Origin of the sequence: Streptomyces sp. ISL-100, assembly GCF_018614615.1 — a bacterium.
Classification (GTDB): Bacteria; Actinomycetota; Actinomycetes; order Streptomycetales; family Streptomycetaceae; genus Streptomyces.
On sequence record NZ_JAGGOK010000017.1, the window covers coordinates 35,641 to 49,385 of the forward strand.

A 13,745-nucleotide genomic window follows, 5' to 3' on the forward strand; every position below is an offset into this window, starting at 1 on the left:
TCAAACGCCGGACGGGCTGGGTGGTTTCCGGTGGCCAGGGCGGCCCCGACGCCGGGCTGTGGTGCCCGGCCCGCCGTCGCCTCGGAGTCGGCTCCGAGAGTCATGTCGTCGCCTGTCGTTCCCGCGTCAGCGCCTTCGTGTCGTGCGCCGCCAGGAACGCTTCCACCGCTGCCGGCCACCCGAAGAGTTCCGCTCGTGCCCTCGCCGCCTCGCGGCGTGCCGGTTCGGGGCGGCTGAGCAATCGGCGTACGGCGTCGGCGAACGCCTCGCCTGAATCGGGGGCCGACAGGCCCGCGTCTGCGATGACCTCCGGCAGTGCGGAGGACGCACTCGCGACGACCGGAGTACCGCAGGCCAGCGCCTCCAGTGCGGACAGTCCGAAGGTTTCGGCGGGGCCGGGAGCCAGGCAGATGTCCGCCGCCGCCTGAAGGTCAGCCAGTTCGTCGCGGTCGGCCACGTGTCCGAGGAAGACGGCGGGCAGCCGTTCCGTACGCGCTCTGCGCATCAGGCCGTCCCGCAGGGGGCCGTCCCCCGCGACCACCAGTGCCGCCTTCACGCCGTTCCCGCGAAGCGCCGCAAGGGCGTCAAGGGCCGTTCCCGGGCGCTTCTCCACCGACAGACGCGAGCACAGCAGGAGCAGCACACCGTTCCCCTGTGCGTGCCGTGCGCGCAGCACCGTACTGCGACGCCCAGGACGGCACGCGTCCAGGTCGACGCCCAGGGGAGCGCGCACCACATTGCGCGCCCCTATGCGTACGAACTCACGCTCGGCCCACTCCGTCGTACACACGATCCGCGAGTACGCCCACGCACTGCGCACGTTCAACCGGTCCGCCGCCCGTGCGGCGGCCGCCTCCGGCAGTCGCCAGGTGCGCAGCACCCCGTCGGCCGTTTCGTGCGACACCATCACCGACGGCACCCTGTTGCGCCGCGCCCACTCCCCCGTCCAGCGCAGCGACGTACGGTCGGAGACTTCCAGCCGGTCCGGTGCGAGCGTTTCCAGGAGCCCGCGCAGCTTCCGGCGGCCCGCGAGGACCCGGTAGCCGCCGGTCCCGGGGAGCAGCACGCCCGGCAGGGTGATCACGCGCCCCTGCGAAGTGAGTTCGTCGCTCTCGTGCTCACCCGGCACGACGAGTACCGGCTCGTGGCCGGCAGCCAGATATCCGCGGCCCAGTTCACGCAAGGCGGTGCGCAGCCCGCCCGACGACGGGGTGACGAAGTTGGCCAGCCGTACGATCCGCAGCGGTTCACCGCTACCGTTCATGCCGCCACCGCCGTCCGGTCGCGCAGCACGTCCGCGTAGTGGCCGAGCAGCTGGTCGCCGACGGCGGCCCACGTTCTGCTCTCGACGGCAGCCCGTCCGGCCCGCCCGTAGACCGCGCGCAGTCCCGGGTCGCAGGCGAGTGCCGAAACGGCCGCCTGTACTGCCGTCGCGTCGCGCGGCTCGACGAGCAGTCCGGTGCTCCCGTGACGGACGAGGTCGAGCGGCCCGCCCGCCGCCGGAGCGATCACGGGAACGCCGCTCGCCATGGCCTCCTGCACGGTCTGGCAGAAGGTCTCGTACGGTCCGGTGTGCGCGAAGACGTCCAGGGAGGCGAAGATCCGGGCGAGCTCATCCCCCGTCCTGCGCCCCAGGAAGACGGCGCCGGGCAGCGCGGCCCGCAGCGAGGGCTCGCTCGGCCCGTCCCCTACGACCACAACTCGTATCCCCGGCAGCCCGCACACACCCGCGAGCAGCTCCACCTGCTTCTCGGGTGCCAGCCGCCCGACGTACCCGACGAGCAGCTCACCGCCCGGCGCGAGAGCGCGCCGCAGCGCCGCGTCCCGCAGGGACGGCCTGAAACGCTCCGTGTCGACCCCGCGCGCCCACAGCCGAACCCGCGGCACTCCGTGCTCCTCCAGGTCGCGCAGAGCAGCCGTGGAGGGCGCCAGGGTACGGTCCGCCGCGCTGTGTACGGCCCGTATGCGGCGCCAGGCGGTCCCTTCCCCGGTGCCCATGTACGTACGGGCATAGCCGGCGAGGTCGGTCTGGTAGACGGCGACGGCCGGGATGCCCAGCCGCGCGGCGGCCGCCATTCCCCGCACTCCGAGCACGAAGGGGCTCGCCAGGTGGACGATGTCGGCGCGGTGGGCGGTGAGCGCGGCGGCCACCCTCCGGCTGGGCAGCGCCACCCGGACCTGCGGGTAGCCGGGCAGCGGGAGTGAGGGCACCCGCACCACGGGGTACGGCAGCCCACTGTCGGAGCCGGACCAGGAGCCGGAGTCGGTTGCGGTGGCCGCCCCGGTGGCCGTCCCGGCCGCGGCCGGGGCTATGACGAGCGGATCATGACCGCGGGCGGCAAGGTGCCGGGCGGTCTGCAGGGCGCAGTGGGCCACGCCGTTGACGTCGGGCGGGAAGGACTCGGTGACGATGACGACACGCATACGCATACCCGTGTTGTCGTCGCGCCATGAGTGTCCCGGCCGACTTGGATCTTTCCGGGCGAGGAACGTCCCATGAGCGTTTGGCCCCCGCGCCCGTCACGCCGCCGTCATACGGCCGTCACACCGCCCTGGCGTCCGCTCAGACAGCAGGCGCGTCCGGCCCGATCCTGCTCCGTACGGCGGTCTGGACCTCGGCCTCCTCGGCCGGGTCGGCGGCGAGCCGCCGCAGTCTCTCCGCCACGCGCGCGTCGCCGGTCTCGGCGTGCAGCGCGGCCACTTCCCTGGTGGTTTCCTCGCAGTCCCACAGGCACTCGACAGCGAAGCCGGTGGCGAACGAGGGGTCGGTGGCGGCCAGGGCGCGCGCCGCCCGGCCACGCAGGTGTGAGGACGCCGTCTCCCGGTAGACGTGGCGCAGTACGGGTGCCGCGGCGCAGATGCCGAGCCGTCCCGCCCCGTCCACGAGGTTCCACAGGAGGGGCGCGTCGGGCCCGTCCGCCCGTACGGTCTCCCGCAGCGCACCGAGCACGAGCGGGGCGTCCTGGGCCCCGCCCCGGCAGGCGAGCACGCCGGTCGCCGACGCCCCGAGGGCGTCGGGACGATGCACCCAGCCCCGCGCGCGGTCCACCGCGTCGGCGCCGCACATCCGCTCGAAGGCGGCGACCGCGGCGTCCGCGACGGTACGGGAGGGACTTTGCGCCGCCGCTTCGATGAGGTCGAGCACGACGGGGTCCCGTGATTCGGCGAGGTAGTGCAGTGCGGTGCAGCGCGCGCCGTCCTGGCCGCTGCGGGCCGCCTCGACGATCGCGGGCCGGTCCGCGGGTCCGGCAACGGCGGTCAGACACCTGGCGGCCGGCACATGGAGCGGCGTACCGCGGTCGAGGCCCTGTTGGGCCCAGTCGAACACGGCCTGGACGCTCCAGCCGGGGCGTGGCCCCGTCGGCCGCATCTGCCGCTGCCAGCGGTGGAACGAGCCCTGTTCACCTGCCGCCCGCACGCGGGCACCGATACCTTCGCGCGGGTCCTCGGACCACAGCCGCCAGGGCCGCGGCTCGAAGGCGTCCCGTACGGCGGCGGCCAGCTCGGCCTCGCCCTCCGGGGTGCCGGGGAACCGGGCGAGAACGGCCGCGGCGAGGCCGCGCAGTCCGGCGTCGTCGTCGCGCAGGGCGAGCTCGTCGAGGGCCCACGCCCAGTTGGCGCCGGTCCTGGCGTACCCGCGCAGGAGCAGGAGAGCGTCGTCCCTGCCGTACGAGGCGAGATGGCCCAGCACGGCGAGCGCCAGGCCGGTCCTGCCCTCGTCGTCGTCGACGAGGTCCTCCGGGTCGAAGAGGTGCTGCTCGATCGCTTCGAGCCCGCCGTTGAGATCCAGGTAGAGGCGCGCGTAGTAGAGCGAGCGGTTCTCGACCTGCCAGTCGTGGCGGGGGTCGTCGAGAACGCAGTGGTTGAGAGCCGCGAGCGCTTCGGGGCGGGGCGCGGCGAGCGCGTGCAGCGTGCCGTCGCCGCGGCCCCTCTGCAGGAGGCCGAGCAGCGTGCCGCTCGGCGCTATGACTGGATCGAACATGGAAAAAGCCTCACATCAAGCTGTCGACGCAACCGGGGATACGTGCCGTGTCTAGGCCGCGCGGCAACATGTCCGGGCGTCCGCCGTCGACTCTTGCTCGCTGTAGACCATCTTCCTCTGCCTCTCGTCGGTGGGCCCGGAGTGGGCCCGCTCACATTCCCCGTGATCCGGCAACTTCTGCCCGCATCGCGTGCATGTGAATCCGACGTCATGATGACCCAGCCATTTCACCGACGCGACCACATTTACGGCGCCCCGGTCATCGGGCCCCGAAGAGCTCCAGCAGGTCCTTCTTGTCGAACATGCGAGCGGTGTCCATTGCGGACGGCGTTCCGGCGGCCGGGTCGGCGCCTCCCTCGACCAGTGCGCGGACCACCGCTTCCTCGCCCTTGAACACGGCGCCGGCGAGCGGCGTCTGGCCGCGGTCGTTGGCCCGGTCGGGGTCGGCCCCACGGCTCAACAGAGCCTCCACTGCGGCGGCGTGGCCGTGATAGGCCGCGAGCATCACGAGGGTGTCGCCCCGGTCGTTGGTGAGGTTCGCGGGCACGCCTGCGTCGACGTACGCGGCGAGCGCCTCGGTCTCTCCCTGACGCGCCAGGTCGAAGACCTTGCCGGCCAGTTCGACCACCTCGGGATCCGGGGTTTCGCTCATCGGACGGACCGCCTTCCACTGCCGTTCACTGCTGTGACCTGTACGTACGGCACCAGCGCCGTACGAGTGAATCGTCAGGGTACTGCCCGCTCGCCGACATGACGCGGCCCGGCAGCGGCAAAGATCAGGGCGAGGCGACCCAAGGCGACCCTGAAGCCGAGCCGCATCGGCCACTCCAGTGAAAAAGCTGAAAAGTAACCCATTTGCACCTTTTGCCGTATAGATACATGCTGTGAGCCTGGAAGAACTCATGGTGACTGTCCCCCTCAACCAGGAGAACCTCATGATCCTGTCCATCTCAGGCGTCGTGCTTCTCGGCATCATCGTCTTCCTCTTCTTCCGGAAAGACGGCCTCAAGGCGTCGCACGCCCTCGTCTGCGCACTGTTCGGCTTCTACCTCGCGGGCACAGCCATCGCACCGAGCATCAAGGCCGGAGGCGCGAGCCTCGCCGGCCTTCTGGGCGGGATCAAGTTCTGACCTGCCGTAACCGCTTCAACACCACCAGGAGACCGAAGTGGCCCGGCGACCTCGTCAACTCCCTCGCATTCTGAGCAGCGGCAGTGCCTCGATCACCCGCAGCCGCGAGATCGCGCGCACCGCAGCCGACAGCGCCACCGACGTTCTCCACCCGCTGATCACCATCACCCGTGGTCTGCGGCAGCTGGCCGCCGCCGGCCGGCGCAAATGGACCGATACGCCCAAGGACAGGCGTGGTCCCGCGCTGTTCCTGGCGGCGGCCGTCGTCCTGGTGGTCGCGCTCATCCCGTACGGGCCGCTGCTCGCCCTGATCACGGTGATGGCCGCGGCCGCCTGGAAAGGACGGGAACGCACCCCCGCGCACAGCGGCCCCACCGAGGCCGAGAGCGACCGGCTCCGGGCTCTCTACGAGGCCCTGGTGCCGTACTTCTCGGTGGCCGAGGACCCCAGCCCGCTGTTCACCCACGGCGGTGAATGGGACAAGGCATTCCCCGAGTACGACTTCGACGACGGCCGGCTCGTCCGGCTTCTGGTGCGCTACCCGGCGTACTTCACCGACGGCGACGCCTCGTCCCGGGCTCGCATCGAGCAGCTGCTGCACGCCAAGTCGGGCCGCGGCCGCGAGTACCACTTCGAGTGGGACGAGGAGGGCAACCAGCTCGTCATGACGGTGCTGCCCGCGCTGCCCACGTCCATCGCCGCCCAGCGCTTCGTCACTGCCCCCGGCGAGACGGTGCTGGGCTTCACCGACGCCGACGCGGTCCAGCGGACTGTGCCCGTCACGGAGGGCGACAGGACGTACGACGCCCCTCCGGTGATCTGGCGGACGGGGACGCGTTCCACGGAGCCGCATCTGCTCGCCGTAGGGCAGCCCGGAAGCGGTACGAGCAGTCTGCTGCGCTCGATCGCTCTGCAGGCCCTCCAGCACGGCGACGTGGTGATCGTCGAAGGCAGCGGCACCGGCGAGTACGCGTGCCTCACGGGAAGGGCCGGCGTACTGGCGGTCGAATGCAGCCTCCCGGGAGCGCTCGCCAGCCTGGAATGGGCGGCACACGAGACCGAGCGGCGGCTGATCGCCGCGAACCGTGCCCGCCAGGCCGGGCACCCCACTCCGGAAGACACGAAACGCCCGCTGTGGATCCTGCTGGACCGGCCGAGTGTGTTCGGTCATCTGGCGGCCGCCGACGGGCGCACTGATCCCCAGCAGCTGCTCCAGGTGCCACTGCGGCACGGCAGGGCGGCGAATGTGACGGTGGTGGTGGCCGAGCAGTTCGACGCCATGGAAGCTCTCAGCGAGACCGTACGGTCCCACACACGCGCGCGCGTGGCGCTCGGTCCGGCCGTTCCCGGGCAGGTCGCATCCGTGCTGGGGGAACCGCCGCACACCACACCGACACGCGACACCCCGCCCGGCCGCGGTTACGCACGGCTCGGCACGGGTCCCGTGATGCGGCTCCAGGTTCCGGCGACGCCCGATCCGTACGACGACGCGACGAGCGAGGCGCACCGGCAGGCCGTCATCGAGTTGCTTCCCGAGCTCGTTCTTCCCACGGGCGCGGACACCCTGGCACACCCCCGGATCCAGCCCCCGGCGCAGGAACCGGAGCCGGTGCCGGCCGAGGGCTGACCACAGGAACGCTCAAAAGGGCCGAAGGGTCCAAGGGCCCGAAGACCCGTCAGGCGACAAACGTCCGCGGGGCCTCGGCGCCGTTGTTCACTCCGCTCTCCACCAGCCTCGCGGCCGCCGCCAGCCGCACCGCGGCCTCCTCCGCCACCGGGCCGCCGACAGTGAACGGCAGCCGCACGTACCCCTCGAAGGCCCCGTCGACTCCGAAGCGTGGCCCGGAAGGGACCCGTACACCGACGCGCTCGCCCATCTCGGCGAGCCGCGAACCCGACAGCCCTCCGGTACGGACCCACAGCGTCAGCCCTCCGCGCGGTACGTCGAATTCCCAGTCGGGCAGCTCCCTGCGCACCGCCGTCACCAGCGCGTCGCGGTTCTCGCGTGCCTGTGTGCGGCGGATCTCGACGGCCTGTTCCCAGCCGCCCGTGCTCATCAGCCAGTTGATGGCGAGCTGCTCCAGGACAGGCGTACCGAGGTCCGCGTACGCGCGGGCCGCCACCAGGCTGCGGATCACATCGGGCGCCGCCCGCACCCAGCCGATGCGCATGCCCGCCCAGAAGGCCTTGCTCGCGGAGCCCACCGTCAGGACCGTGCTGCCCGACGGGTCGAAGGCGCAGACCGGCCGCGGCATGTCGACATCCGCGTCCAGATACAGCTCGGTCATGGTCTCGTCCACGACCAGAACGGTCCCGGCCGAGCGCGCCGCGTCGACGAGCCCGCGCCGCTGGTCCTCGTCGGCCAGGGCGCCGGTCGGATTGTGGAAATCGGCGACGACGTACGCGAGTCGCGGCGCGGCGTCGCGCAGGACCTGTCGCCAGCGCGGCAGGTCCCAGCCCGTGAGCCCCTCGGCCATCGCGACCGGCACCAGGCGGGCGCCCGCCTCGCGCATCAGCTGAAGGATGTTGGCGTACGACGGCGACTCGACGGCGATCCGTTCGCCGCGGCCCGCGAAGAGATGGCAGATCGCGTCGATCGCGCCCATCGCACCCGTGGTGACCATGATCTGCTCGGGCATGGTGGGGATGCCGCGAGCCGTGTACCGGTCGGCGAGCATCTGGCGCAGGGCGGGCAGGCCCGCCGGGTAGTCGCCGTGGGTGTGCGCGTACGGCGGCAACTCCTCCAGGGCGCCCTGGACGCCCCTGGTGAGCCACGGCTCGGGCGCGGGCAGCGCGGCGCAGCCGAGGTCGATCACCGAACCGAGGGACTCGGGCGGCAGGGGTTCGAGGCCGCGCGCGGGCAGCGGATTGCCCGCGGGGACGGCGGTCCAGCTGCCGGCGCCCCTGCGCGACTCCAGGAAGCCCTCGGCGCGCAGAGCCTCGTACGCCGCGGCCACGGTCGTACGGCTCACGGCCAGGGCCACCGCCAGCTCGCGCTCGGCGGGAAGCCGCGCGGCGACCGGCACCCGGCCTTCGAGGACCAGCAGCCTTATGCCGTCGGCGAGGGCGCGGTAGGCCGGCGGCTTGCGCGTGCCGGGGCCGGCCGGGCGCGGCTGCTGGGCGTTGAGCTGCCTGGCGAGCTGAGCTGCCCCCACCGCCGAAGTCCACTGCGCCATAATTTCCAGTCCACCTAACTCGAATTGGCCATGGATGGCATCTCCTGCCAAGCCACAGAGTGTCATGCGGCGGTCCAGTAACGCCACCACTTCCAGGCAAGGAGCGCAAGTGCCCAGGCAACTCACCCGTCGGCTGTCGCAGCTGTATATCGGTCTCGTGCTGTACGGAGTGAGTTCGGCGCTGCTGGTGCGCGCCGGGCTGGGGCTCGAACCGTGGGGCGTGCTGCACCAGGGCCTCGCCGGGAAGACCGGGCTGACGATCGGCATGGTCTCGATCATCGTCGGGGCCGTGGTGCTGCTGCTGTGGATCCCGATCAAGCAGCGGCCCGGGCTCGGCACCGTCTCCAATGTCGTGGTGATCGGCATCGCGATGGACGGCACGCTCGCGGTCGTACCCGACGTGCACGGGTGGGCGGTCCAGATCCCGCTGATGATCGTCGGCATCGTGCTGAACGGCGCGGCGACGGGCCTGTACATCGCCGCCCGGTTCGGTCCCGGTCCGCGCGACGGGTTGATGACCGGACTGAACCGCGTCACCGGGCGCTCCATCCGGCTCGTACGCACCACCCTCGAAGTGGCGGTCGTCGCCACCGGGTTCGCGCTGGGCGGCTCGCTCGGTGCGGGCACCGTCGTCTACGCCCTCGCCATCGGACCGCTCGCCCAGTTCTTCCTGCGCGTCTTCGCCGTCCCCGCGCCGGACGCCCGCAGTACGGTCGTCGCCGCCGGTACACCGGAAGCCGCGATAATCGCCCGGTGAATCGCGTACGCCATCCCTATCTCGACCATCCCGCGCCGCTCGCCTTCGCCCATCGCGGCGGGGCGGCCGACGGCCTGGAGAACACCGCGGCGGCGTTCCGGCGCGCCGACGACGCCGGATACCGCTACTTCGAGACCGACGTGCACGCCACGTCGGACGGCCGTCTCGTTGCGTTCCACGACGCGACCCTCGACCGGGTGACGGACGCCCGGGGCCACATTTCGGCGCTTCCCTGGAACGACGTCAGCCGTGCCCGGGTGGCGGGGAAAGAGCCGCTGCCCCTCTTCGAGGAGCTGCTCGAAGAGTTTCCCGACGCGCGCTGGAACGTCGATATCAAGGCCGAGCCGGCTCTCGGGCCGCTGGTCGACCTGATCCGCAGGACCGGCGCGTGGGACCGGGTGTGCGTCGGGTCGTTCAACGAGAGCCGGGTGGCCAGGGCTCAGCGCCTCGCGGGTCCCCGTCTCGCCACTTCCTTCGGTACGACGGGCGTCCTGGGGCTGTGGCTGCGTGCGCGCTCCATACCCGCCGCGATGCGCCGCAGTGCGGTGTGCGCCCAGGTTCCCGAGGTCCAGAACGGCGTCAGGGTCGTCGATCACCGCTTCGTACGCACCGCACACGCGCTCGGCCTGCAGGTCCACGTATGGACGGTCAACGATGCGGGCCGGATGGCAGCGCTTCTCGATCTCGGTGTGGATGGCATCATGACGGATCACATCGAGACGTTGCGCACGGTGCTGACGGAGCGGGGCACTTGGGCCTGACCGGGCCGACCGGCCCGGTCAGGCCTCACACCCGCCCCGTGGCCGCGACGGCACGGGGACGAGCGAGGGGGCGCGCGGTGAGCGCTGGCACCGTGGACCGTACGGACGGTACGGACGAGGGGGGCGGCCCCGACGGGGCGGCGGGCCGCAGGCGCGAGCAACGCGGCTGGTACTTCTACGATTTCGCGTGCTCCGTCTACTCGACGAGCGTGCTCACCGTTTTCCTCGGCCCGTACCTGACCACGGTCGCGAAGGCCGCGGCGGACGCAAACGGCTTCGTCCACCCGCTGGGCATCCCGGTGCGGGCTGGATCGGTGTTCGCGTACGCCGTCTCCGTGTCCGTCGTGGTGGCCGTGCTGGTCATGCCCCTGGTGGGTGCGGTGGCCGACCGTACGGGCCGGAAGAAGCCGCTGCTCGCCGCGGCGGCGTACACCGGAGCGGCCGCGACGGCGGGCATGTTCTTCCTGGACGGGGACCGCTATCTGCTGGGCGCGTTCCTGCTGATCGTCGCCAACGCCGCCCAGTCCGTCTCGATGGTGCTCTACAACGCCTATCTCCCCCAGATCGCGGAGCCGCACGAACGCGACCGGGTGTCCTCGCGCGGCTGGGCGTTCGGCTACACCTCCGGCGCCTTCGTGCTCGTGCTCAACCTCGTCCTGTACTCGGGTCACGAGAGCTTCGGGGTCTCGGAGTCCGCATCCGTACGGATCTGTCTGGCCTCGGCGGGCCTGTGGTGGGGCGCCTTCACGCTCGTACCGCTGCGCCGGCTGCGCGACCGCCGGGTGGCCGCGCGCGGTGAGGACGGCGCGGGCAGGGTCGGCGCGGGCTGGCGGCAGCTGGTCGCCACCGTCAAGGACATGCGCCGCCATCCGCTGACGCTTTCCTTCCTGCTGGCCTATCTGGTCTACAACGACGGCGTCCAGACGGTGATCTCGCAGGCGTCGATCTACGGGTCCGAGGAACTGGGCCTCGACCAGACGACCCTCATCACCGCCATCCTGCTGGTCCAGGTGCTCGCGGTGGCCGGGGCGCTCGGCATGGGCCGGCTGGCCCAGCGGTTCGGCGCCAAGCGCACCATCCTCGGCTCGCTCGCCGCCTGGACACTGACGATCGGCGCGGGCTACTTCCTGCCGGCCGGGGAGCCCGTCTGGTTCTACGCCCTGGCCTCGGCCATCGGCCTGGTTCTCGGCGGCAGCCAAGCCCTGTCCCGCTCCCTCTTCTCGCATCTGGTGCCGCGCGGCAAGGAGGCGGAGTACTTCTCGGTGTACGAGATGAGCGACCGGGGAATGAGCTGGCTGGGGCCGCTGGTTTTCGGCCTCGCGTACCAGCTGACCGGCAGTTATCGGGACGCGATCATCTCGCTCGTGGCCTTCTTCGCACTGGGATTCGCCCTCCTCGTACGGGTGCCCGTACGGCAGGCTGTGGAGGCTGCGGGAAACCCCGTACCGGAGCGGATTTAGACCTTGAAGTGAAAGGCCGGTAGTGTACGCCTTTGGCCTGCCAGGCGGACCGTTACTGCGCGCTCGGATATCGACAACGCTGGGTGACATCTGCTGCCAGAAGTGACAAACCGGGCACTGGTGGGTACCCAACTTTTTGGGAAAAGCAGCGGCACGACGGGCGACGCATGACCCGCAACGGGAATCTTTACCGCCGACCGGACGTTGACCGGATGACGACGACAGCGACACCTGTCCTGTGGGCGACAAGCCCGGGAGGCACGATTCATGAGTGAGCGAGCTCTCCGCGGCACGCGACTCGTGGTTACAAGCTACGAGACCGACCGCGGCATCGATCTGGCCCCGCGCCAGGCGGTGGAGTACGCATGCCCGAACGGACATCGATTTGAGATGCCGTTCTCGGTAGAGGCCGAGATTCCGCCGGAGTGGGAGTGCAAGGCGTGCGGCGCCACTGCTCTCCTGGTGGACGGCGACGGGCCTGAGGAGAAGAAGGGCAAGCCCGCGCGTACGCACTGGGACATGCTCATGGAAAGGCGCACCCGCGAGGAGCTCGAAGAGGTCCTGGCCGAAAGGCTTGCGGTACTGCGATCCGGCGCCATGAACATTGCGGTGCATCCGCGGGACAGCCGCAAGTCCGCGTAACGCTCCGGCGTTGCGCCTGACGGCAGTCAGCACAACAGCAAGAGCCGCGGGGCGGGGACCGGATTCAGGGCGTCAGCGGCGGCCGCGGGCCGTCGTCACGCCGTCCTGCGGGCGGTGCGTCGTCCCTGATGACCTCACCCTGTACGACCTTGCCGTCCGGGCGGTGAATACGAGCCTGCTGGAAGGCGTCGCCCAGACTGCCGGCGCCGGCCGCGCTCATCCTGCGTTCCAGGGAACGCTCGGCGTACCTTCCGAGGAACGACCGTACGGGCGGCACGAGGAGCAGTAGCCCCGCCACGTCCGAGATCATCCCGGGCAGCATCAGCAGCAGGCCGCCGAGCATCAGGAAGCCATTGCCGCTGCTCCCCTGCCGCTGGGCGGACGTCTCGCCCGCCTGCTGCCGCTGAAGCGTCTCGGTGAGGTTCTTGAACGCCCGCCGGCCCGCCCGCTTGATGACCACGGCGCCGAGCACGAAGCCCGCGACGAGCAGCAGGAAGACCGTGAAGCCGCCGGCGGCGCCGGCCACGACGGTCAGCAGCCAGATCTCGAGCACCAGCCAGGCGGCGATGCCAAGAGGTACGAAGGTGCGCGCGCGTGATCGCCTGGGACGCTGGGGAACGGTCGGGGGCGGGGGCGGTGAGCCGGTCGTCATGCCCCCAGTGTGCCTGTACGGGCGCCTGGACGGCGTAAAGGGCCTGTGTCCGAGCCCGGGTCCGGATCAAGCCCGCGGCTCGGGCACAGGCCCCGGGGTGAGATCAGGAGGGCTTGCGCCCCAGCAGCTTGTTTGCCCGGGAGCCGACGCCCCAGGCCGTCACACGCCACAGCGCCTCGACGACGATGTCACGGCTCATCTTGCTGTCGCCCAGCTCCCGCTCGACGAAGGTGATGGGCACTTCGACGACGTTGTAGCCCGCTTCGACCGCGCGGCGGGCGAGGTCGACCTGGAAGCAGTACCCCTGGGAGGCGACCTCTTCGAGACAGAGGCCTTCCAGGGTCTGCGCGCGGAAGGCCCGGAAGCCGCCCGTGACGTCGCGGATGGGTACGCCGAGCAGCACCCGCGAGTAGGTGCTGCCGCCGCGGGAGAGCATCTCCCGGTGCTTGGGCCAGTTGACGACGCGTCCGCCCGCCACCCAGCGCGAGCCGAGGACCAGGTCGGCGCCCTTGAGGGCGGTCAGCAGGCGGGGAAGCTCCTCGGGCTGGTGCGATCCGTCCGCGTCCATTTCCACGAGTACGCCGTAGTCGTGCTCGATGCCCCAGCGGAAGCCCGCCAGGTAGGCCGCGCCGAGCCCTTCCTTGCCCTTGCGGTGCAGGACGTGGACCTGGTCGTCGACGGCCGCGATCTCGTCGGCGATCTTGCCGGTGCCGTCGGGGCTGTTGTCGTCGGCGACCAGGACGTGCGCGTCGGGCACCGCGGCACGCACCCGGGAGACGATCGGCTTGATGTTCTCGGCCTCGTTGTAGGTCGGAATGATCACCAAGGTTCTGCCGAGCGGGCCGTAACGCCTCTGACCGCCGTCGTTCACTACTTCCCCTTAATGTCCGTACACAGTTGCCCCACCATAGCGAGCGTGGTCGGCGAGCCTGCACGGATGTCTCCGGAGGAAGCGACAAGTCGTTTCTGCGGATCGGGGCCCGGTGTCCTTCGGGCCGGCCCCGGGCCCGCCGGCTGCGGGTCGGCCGAGAGCCGTTGTCTACTGAACGTCCGGGCCCCACCCGGGTCCCACCTGCCGCTCGGCTGAAACCTTCCCTCGCCCCCGAGGCGCGGGCGCTGAACCTGGCTCCGAGTGCTGGTGCGCCGGTGCGGCACACCACCCCATGACCCAGCGGCGTTCGGCGA

General features: G+C 71.1%; 13 protein-coding genes. 6 read left to right on the plus strand and 7 right to left on the minus strand.

What is annotated here, in order from left to right:
- Nucleotides 1-100: 100 nt before the first annotated feature.
- The 4 genes from J7E89_RS09125 to J7E89_RS09140 all read right to left on the minus strand — a co-directional run bounded on the left by J7E89_RS09125 (nt 101) and on the right by J7E89_RS09140 (nt 4,634).
- Nucleotides 101-1,264 (minus strand): glycosyltransferase, encoded by a 1,164-nt coding sequence (locus J7E89_RS09125; protein ID WP_214970841.1) that lies wholly within the window; start codon nt 1,262-1,264, stop codon nt 101-103.
- A complete protein-coding gene (locus J7E89_RS09130) occupies nt 1,261-2,424 on the minus strand; it encodes a glycosyltransferase family 1 protein (RefSeq protein WP_214970928.1) in 1,164 nt (387 codons plus the stop codon). The genes J7E89_RS09125 and J7E89_RS09130 overlap by 4 nt, the downstream gene beginning before the upstream one ends.
- A 139-nt stretch (nt 2,425-2,563) precedes the next feature.
- Nucleotides 2,564-3,982: a HEAT repeat domain-containing protein gene (locus J7E89_RS09135; RefSeq protein WP_214970844.1), complete on the minus strand. Its 1,419-nt coding sequence runs from the start codon at nt 3,980-3,982 to the stop codon at nt 2,564-2,566.
- Nucleotides 3,983-4,241: 259 nt separating this feature from the next.
- Entirely contained in the window at nt 4,242-4,634 is a 393-nt protein-coding gene (locus J7E89_RS09140) for an ankyrin repeat domain-containing protein (RefSeq protein ID WP_214970847.1), read from the minus strand.
- 283 nt (nt 4,635-4,917) lie between these two features.
- On the opposite strand from J7E89_RS09140, the gene J7E89_RS09145 reads away from it, so the two are divergent.
- Nucleotides 4,918-5,112, plus strand: coding sequence for a hypothetical protein (locus tag J7E89_RS09145; RefSeq protein ID WP_028814016.1), 195 nt, complete (start codon nt 4,918-4,920; stop codon nt 5,110-5,112).
- Between the two features lie 37 nt (nt 5,113-5,149).
- Complete coding sequence (locus tag J7E89_RS09150; RefSeq protein ID WP_214970850.1) at nt 5,150-6,739, plus strand: hypothetical protein; 1,590 nt, start codon at nt 5,150-5,152, stop codon at nt 6,737-6,739.
- Nucleotides 6,740-6,788: 49 nt separating this feature from the next.
- On the opposite strand, the gene J7E89_RS09155 is transcribed toward J7E89_RS09150, so the two are convergent.
- The gene (locus J7E89_RS09155) at nt 6,789-8,288 is read right to left on the minus strand and encodes a PLP-dependent aminotransferase family protein (protein ID WP_214970853.1); all 1,500 of its coding nucleotides are present in this window, start codon (nt 8,286-8,288) and stop codon (nt 6,789-6,791) included.
- 64 nt (nt 8,289-8,352) lie between these two features.
- Between J7E89_RS09155 and J7E89_RS09160 the strand changes: the two genes are divergently transcribed.
- The 4 genes from J7E89_RS09160 (at nt 8,353) to J7E89_RS09175 (ending at nt 11,908) form a co-directional block, all read left to right on the plus strand.
- Entirely contained in the window at nt 8,353-9,045 is a 693-nt protein-coding gene (locus tag J7E89_RS09160) for a YitT family protein (protein WP_214970856.1), read from the plus strand.
- Nucleotides 9,042-9,806, plus strand: a complete 765-nt coding sequence (locus J7E89_RS09165; protein ID WP_214970859.1) for a glycerophosphodiester phosphodiesterase family protein — start codon at nt 9,042-9,044, stop codon at nt 9,804-9,806. Before J7E89_RS09160 ends, J7E89_RS09165 begins: the two co-directional genes overlap by 4 nt.
- Before the next feature lie 77 nt (nt 9,807-9,883).
- Entirely contained in the window at nt 9,884-11,266 is a 1,383-nt protein-coding gene (locus J7E89_RS09170) for an MFS transporter (RefSeq protein ID WP_214970862.1), read from the plus strand.
- A gap of 267 nt (nt 11,267-11,533) precedes the next feature.
- The gene (locus J7E89_RS09175) at nt 11,534-11,908 is read left to right on the plus strand and encodes an RNA polymerase-binding protein RbpA (protein ID WP_014044757.1); all 375 of its coding nucleotides are present in this window, start codon (nt 11,534-11,536) and stop codon (nt 11,906-11,908) included.
- Between the two features lie 64 nt (nt 11,909-11,972).
- Here the strand turns inward: J7E89_RS09175 and fxsA are convergent, their stop codons facing one another.
- Together fxsA and J7E89_RS09185 are read right to left on the minus strand one after the other, a co-directional pair.
- Entirely contained in the window at nt 11,973-12,560 is a 588-nt protein-coding gene (gene fxsA, locus J7E89_RS09180; protein ID WP_214970865.1) for an FxsA family membrane protein, read from the minus strand.
- Between the two features lie 103 nt (nt 12,561-12,663).
- Nucleotides 12,664-13,431, minus strand: coding sequence for a polyprenol monophosphomannose synthase (locus J7E89_RS09185; protein WP_214970879.1), 768 nt, complete (start codon nt 13,429-13,431; stop codon nt 12,664-12,666).
- Between the last annotated feature and the right edge of the window lie 314 nt (nt 13,432-13,745).

Bases quoted from the DNA above. Each gene is read 5' to 3' on its own strand.
- J7E89_RS09155 (WP_214970853.1), bottom strand. From the start codon at position 8,288: ATGGCGCAGTGGACTTCGGCGGTGGGGGCAGCTCAGCTCGCCAGGCAG.
- J7E89_RS09125 (WP_214970841.1), bottom strand. From the start codon at position 1,264: ATGAACGGTAGCGGTGAACCGCTGCGGATCGTACGGCTGGCCAACTTC.
- J7E89_RS09145 (WP_028814016.1), top strand. From the start codon at position 4,918: ATGATCCTGTCCATCTCAGGCGTCGTGCTTCTCGGCATCATCGTCTTC.
- J7E89_RS09135 (WP_214970844.1), bottom strand. From the start codon at position 3,982: ATGTTCGATCCAGTCATAGCGCCGAGCGGCACGCTGCTCGGCCTCCTG.
- J7E89_RS09175 (WP_014044757.1), top strand. From the start codon at position 11,534: ATGAGTGAGCGAGCTCTCCGCGGCACGCGACTCGTGGTTACAAGCTAC.
- J7E89_RS09140 (WP_214970847.1), bottom strand. From the start codon at position 4,634: ATGAGCGAAACCCCGGATCCCGAGGTGGTCGAACTGGCCGGCAAGGTC.
- J7E89_RS09160 (WP_214970856.1), top strand. From the start codon at position 8,353: ATGCGGCGGTCCAGTAACGCCACCACTTCCAGGCAAGGAGCGCAAGTG.
- fxsA (WP_214970865.1), bottom strand. From the start codon at position 12,560: ATGACGACCGGCTCACCGCCCCCGCCCCCGACCGTTCCCCAGCGTCCC.
- J7E89_RS09130 (WP_214970928.1), bottom strand. From the start codon at position 2,424: ATGCGTGTCGTCATCGTCACCGAGTCCTTCCCGCCCGACGTCAACGGC.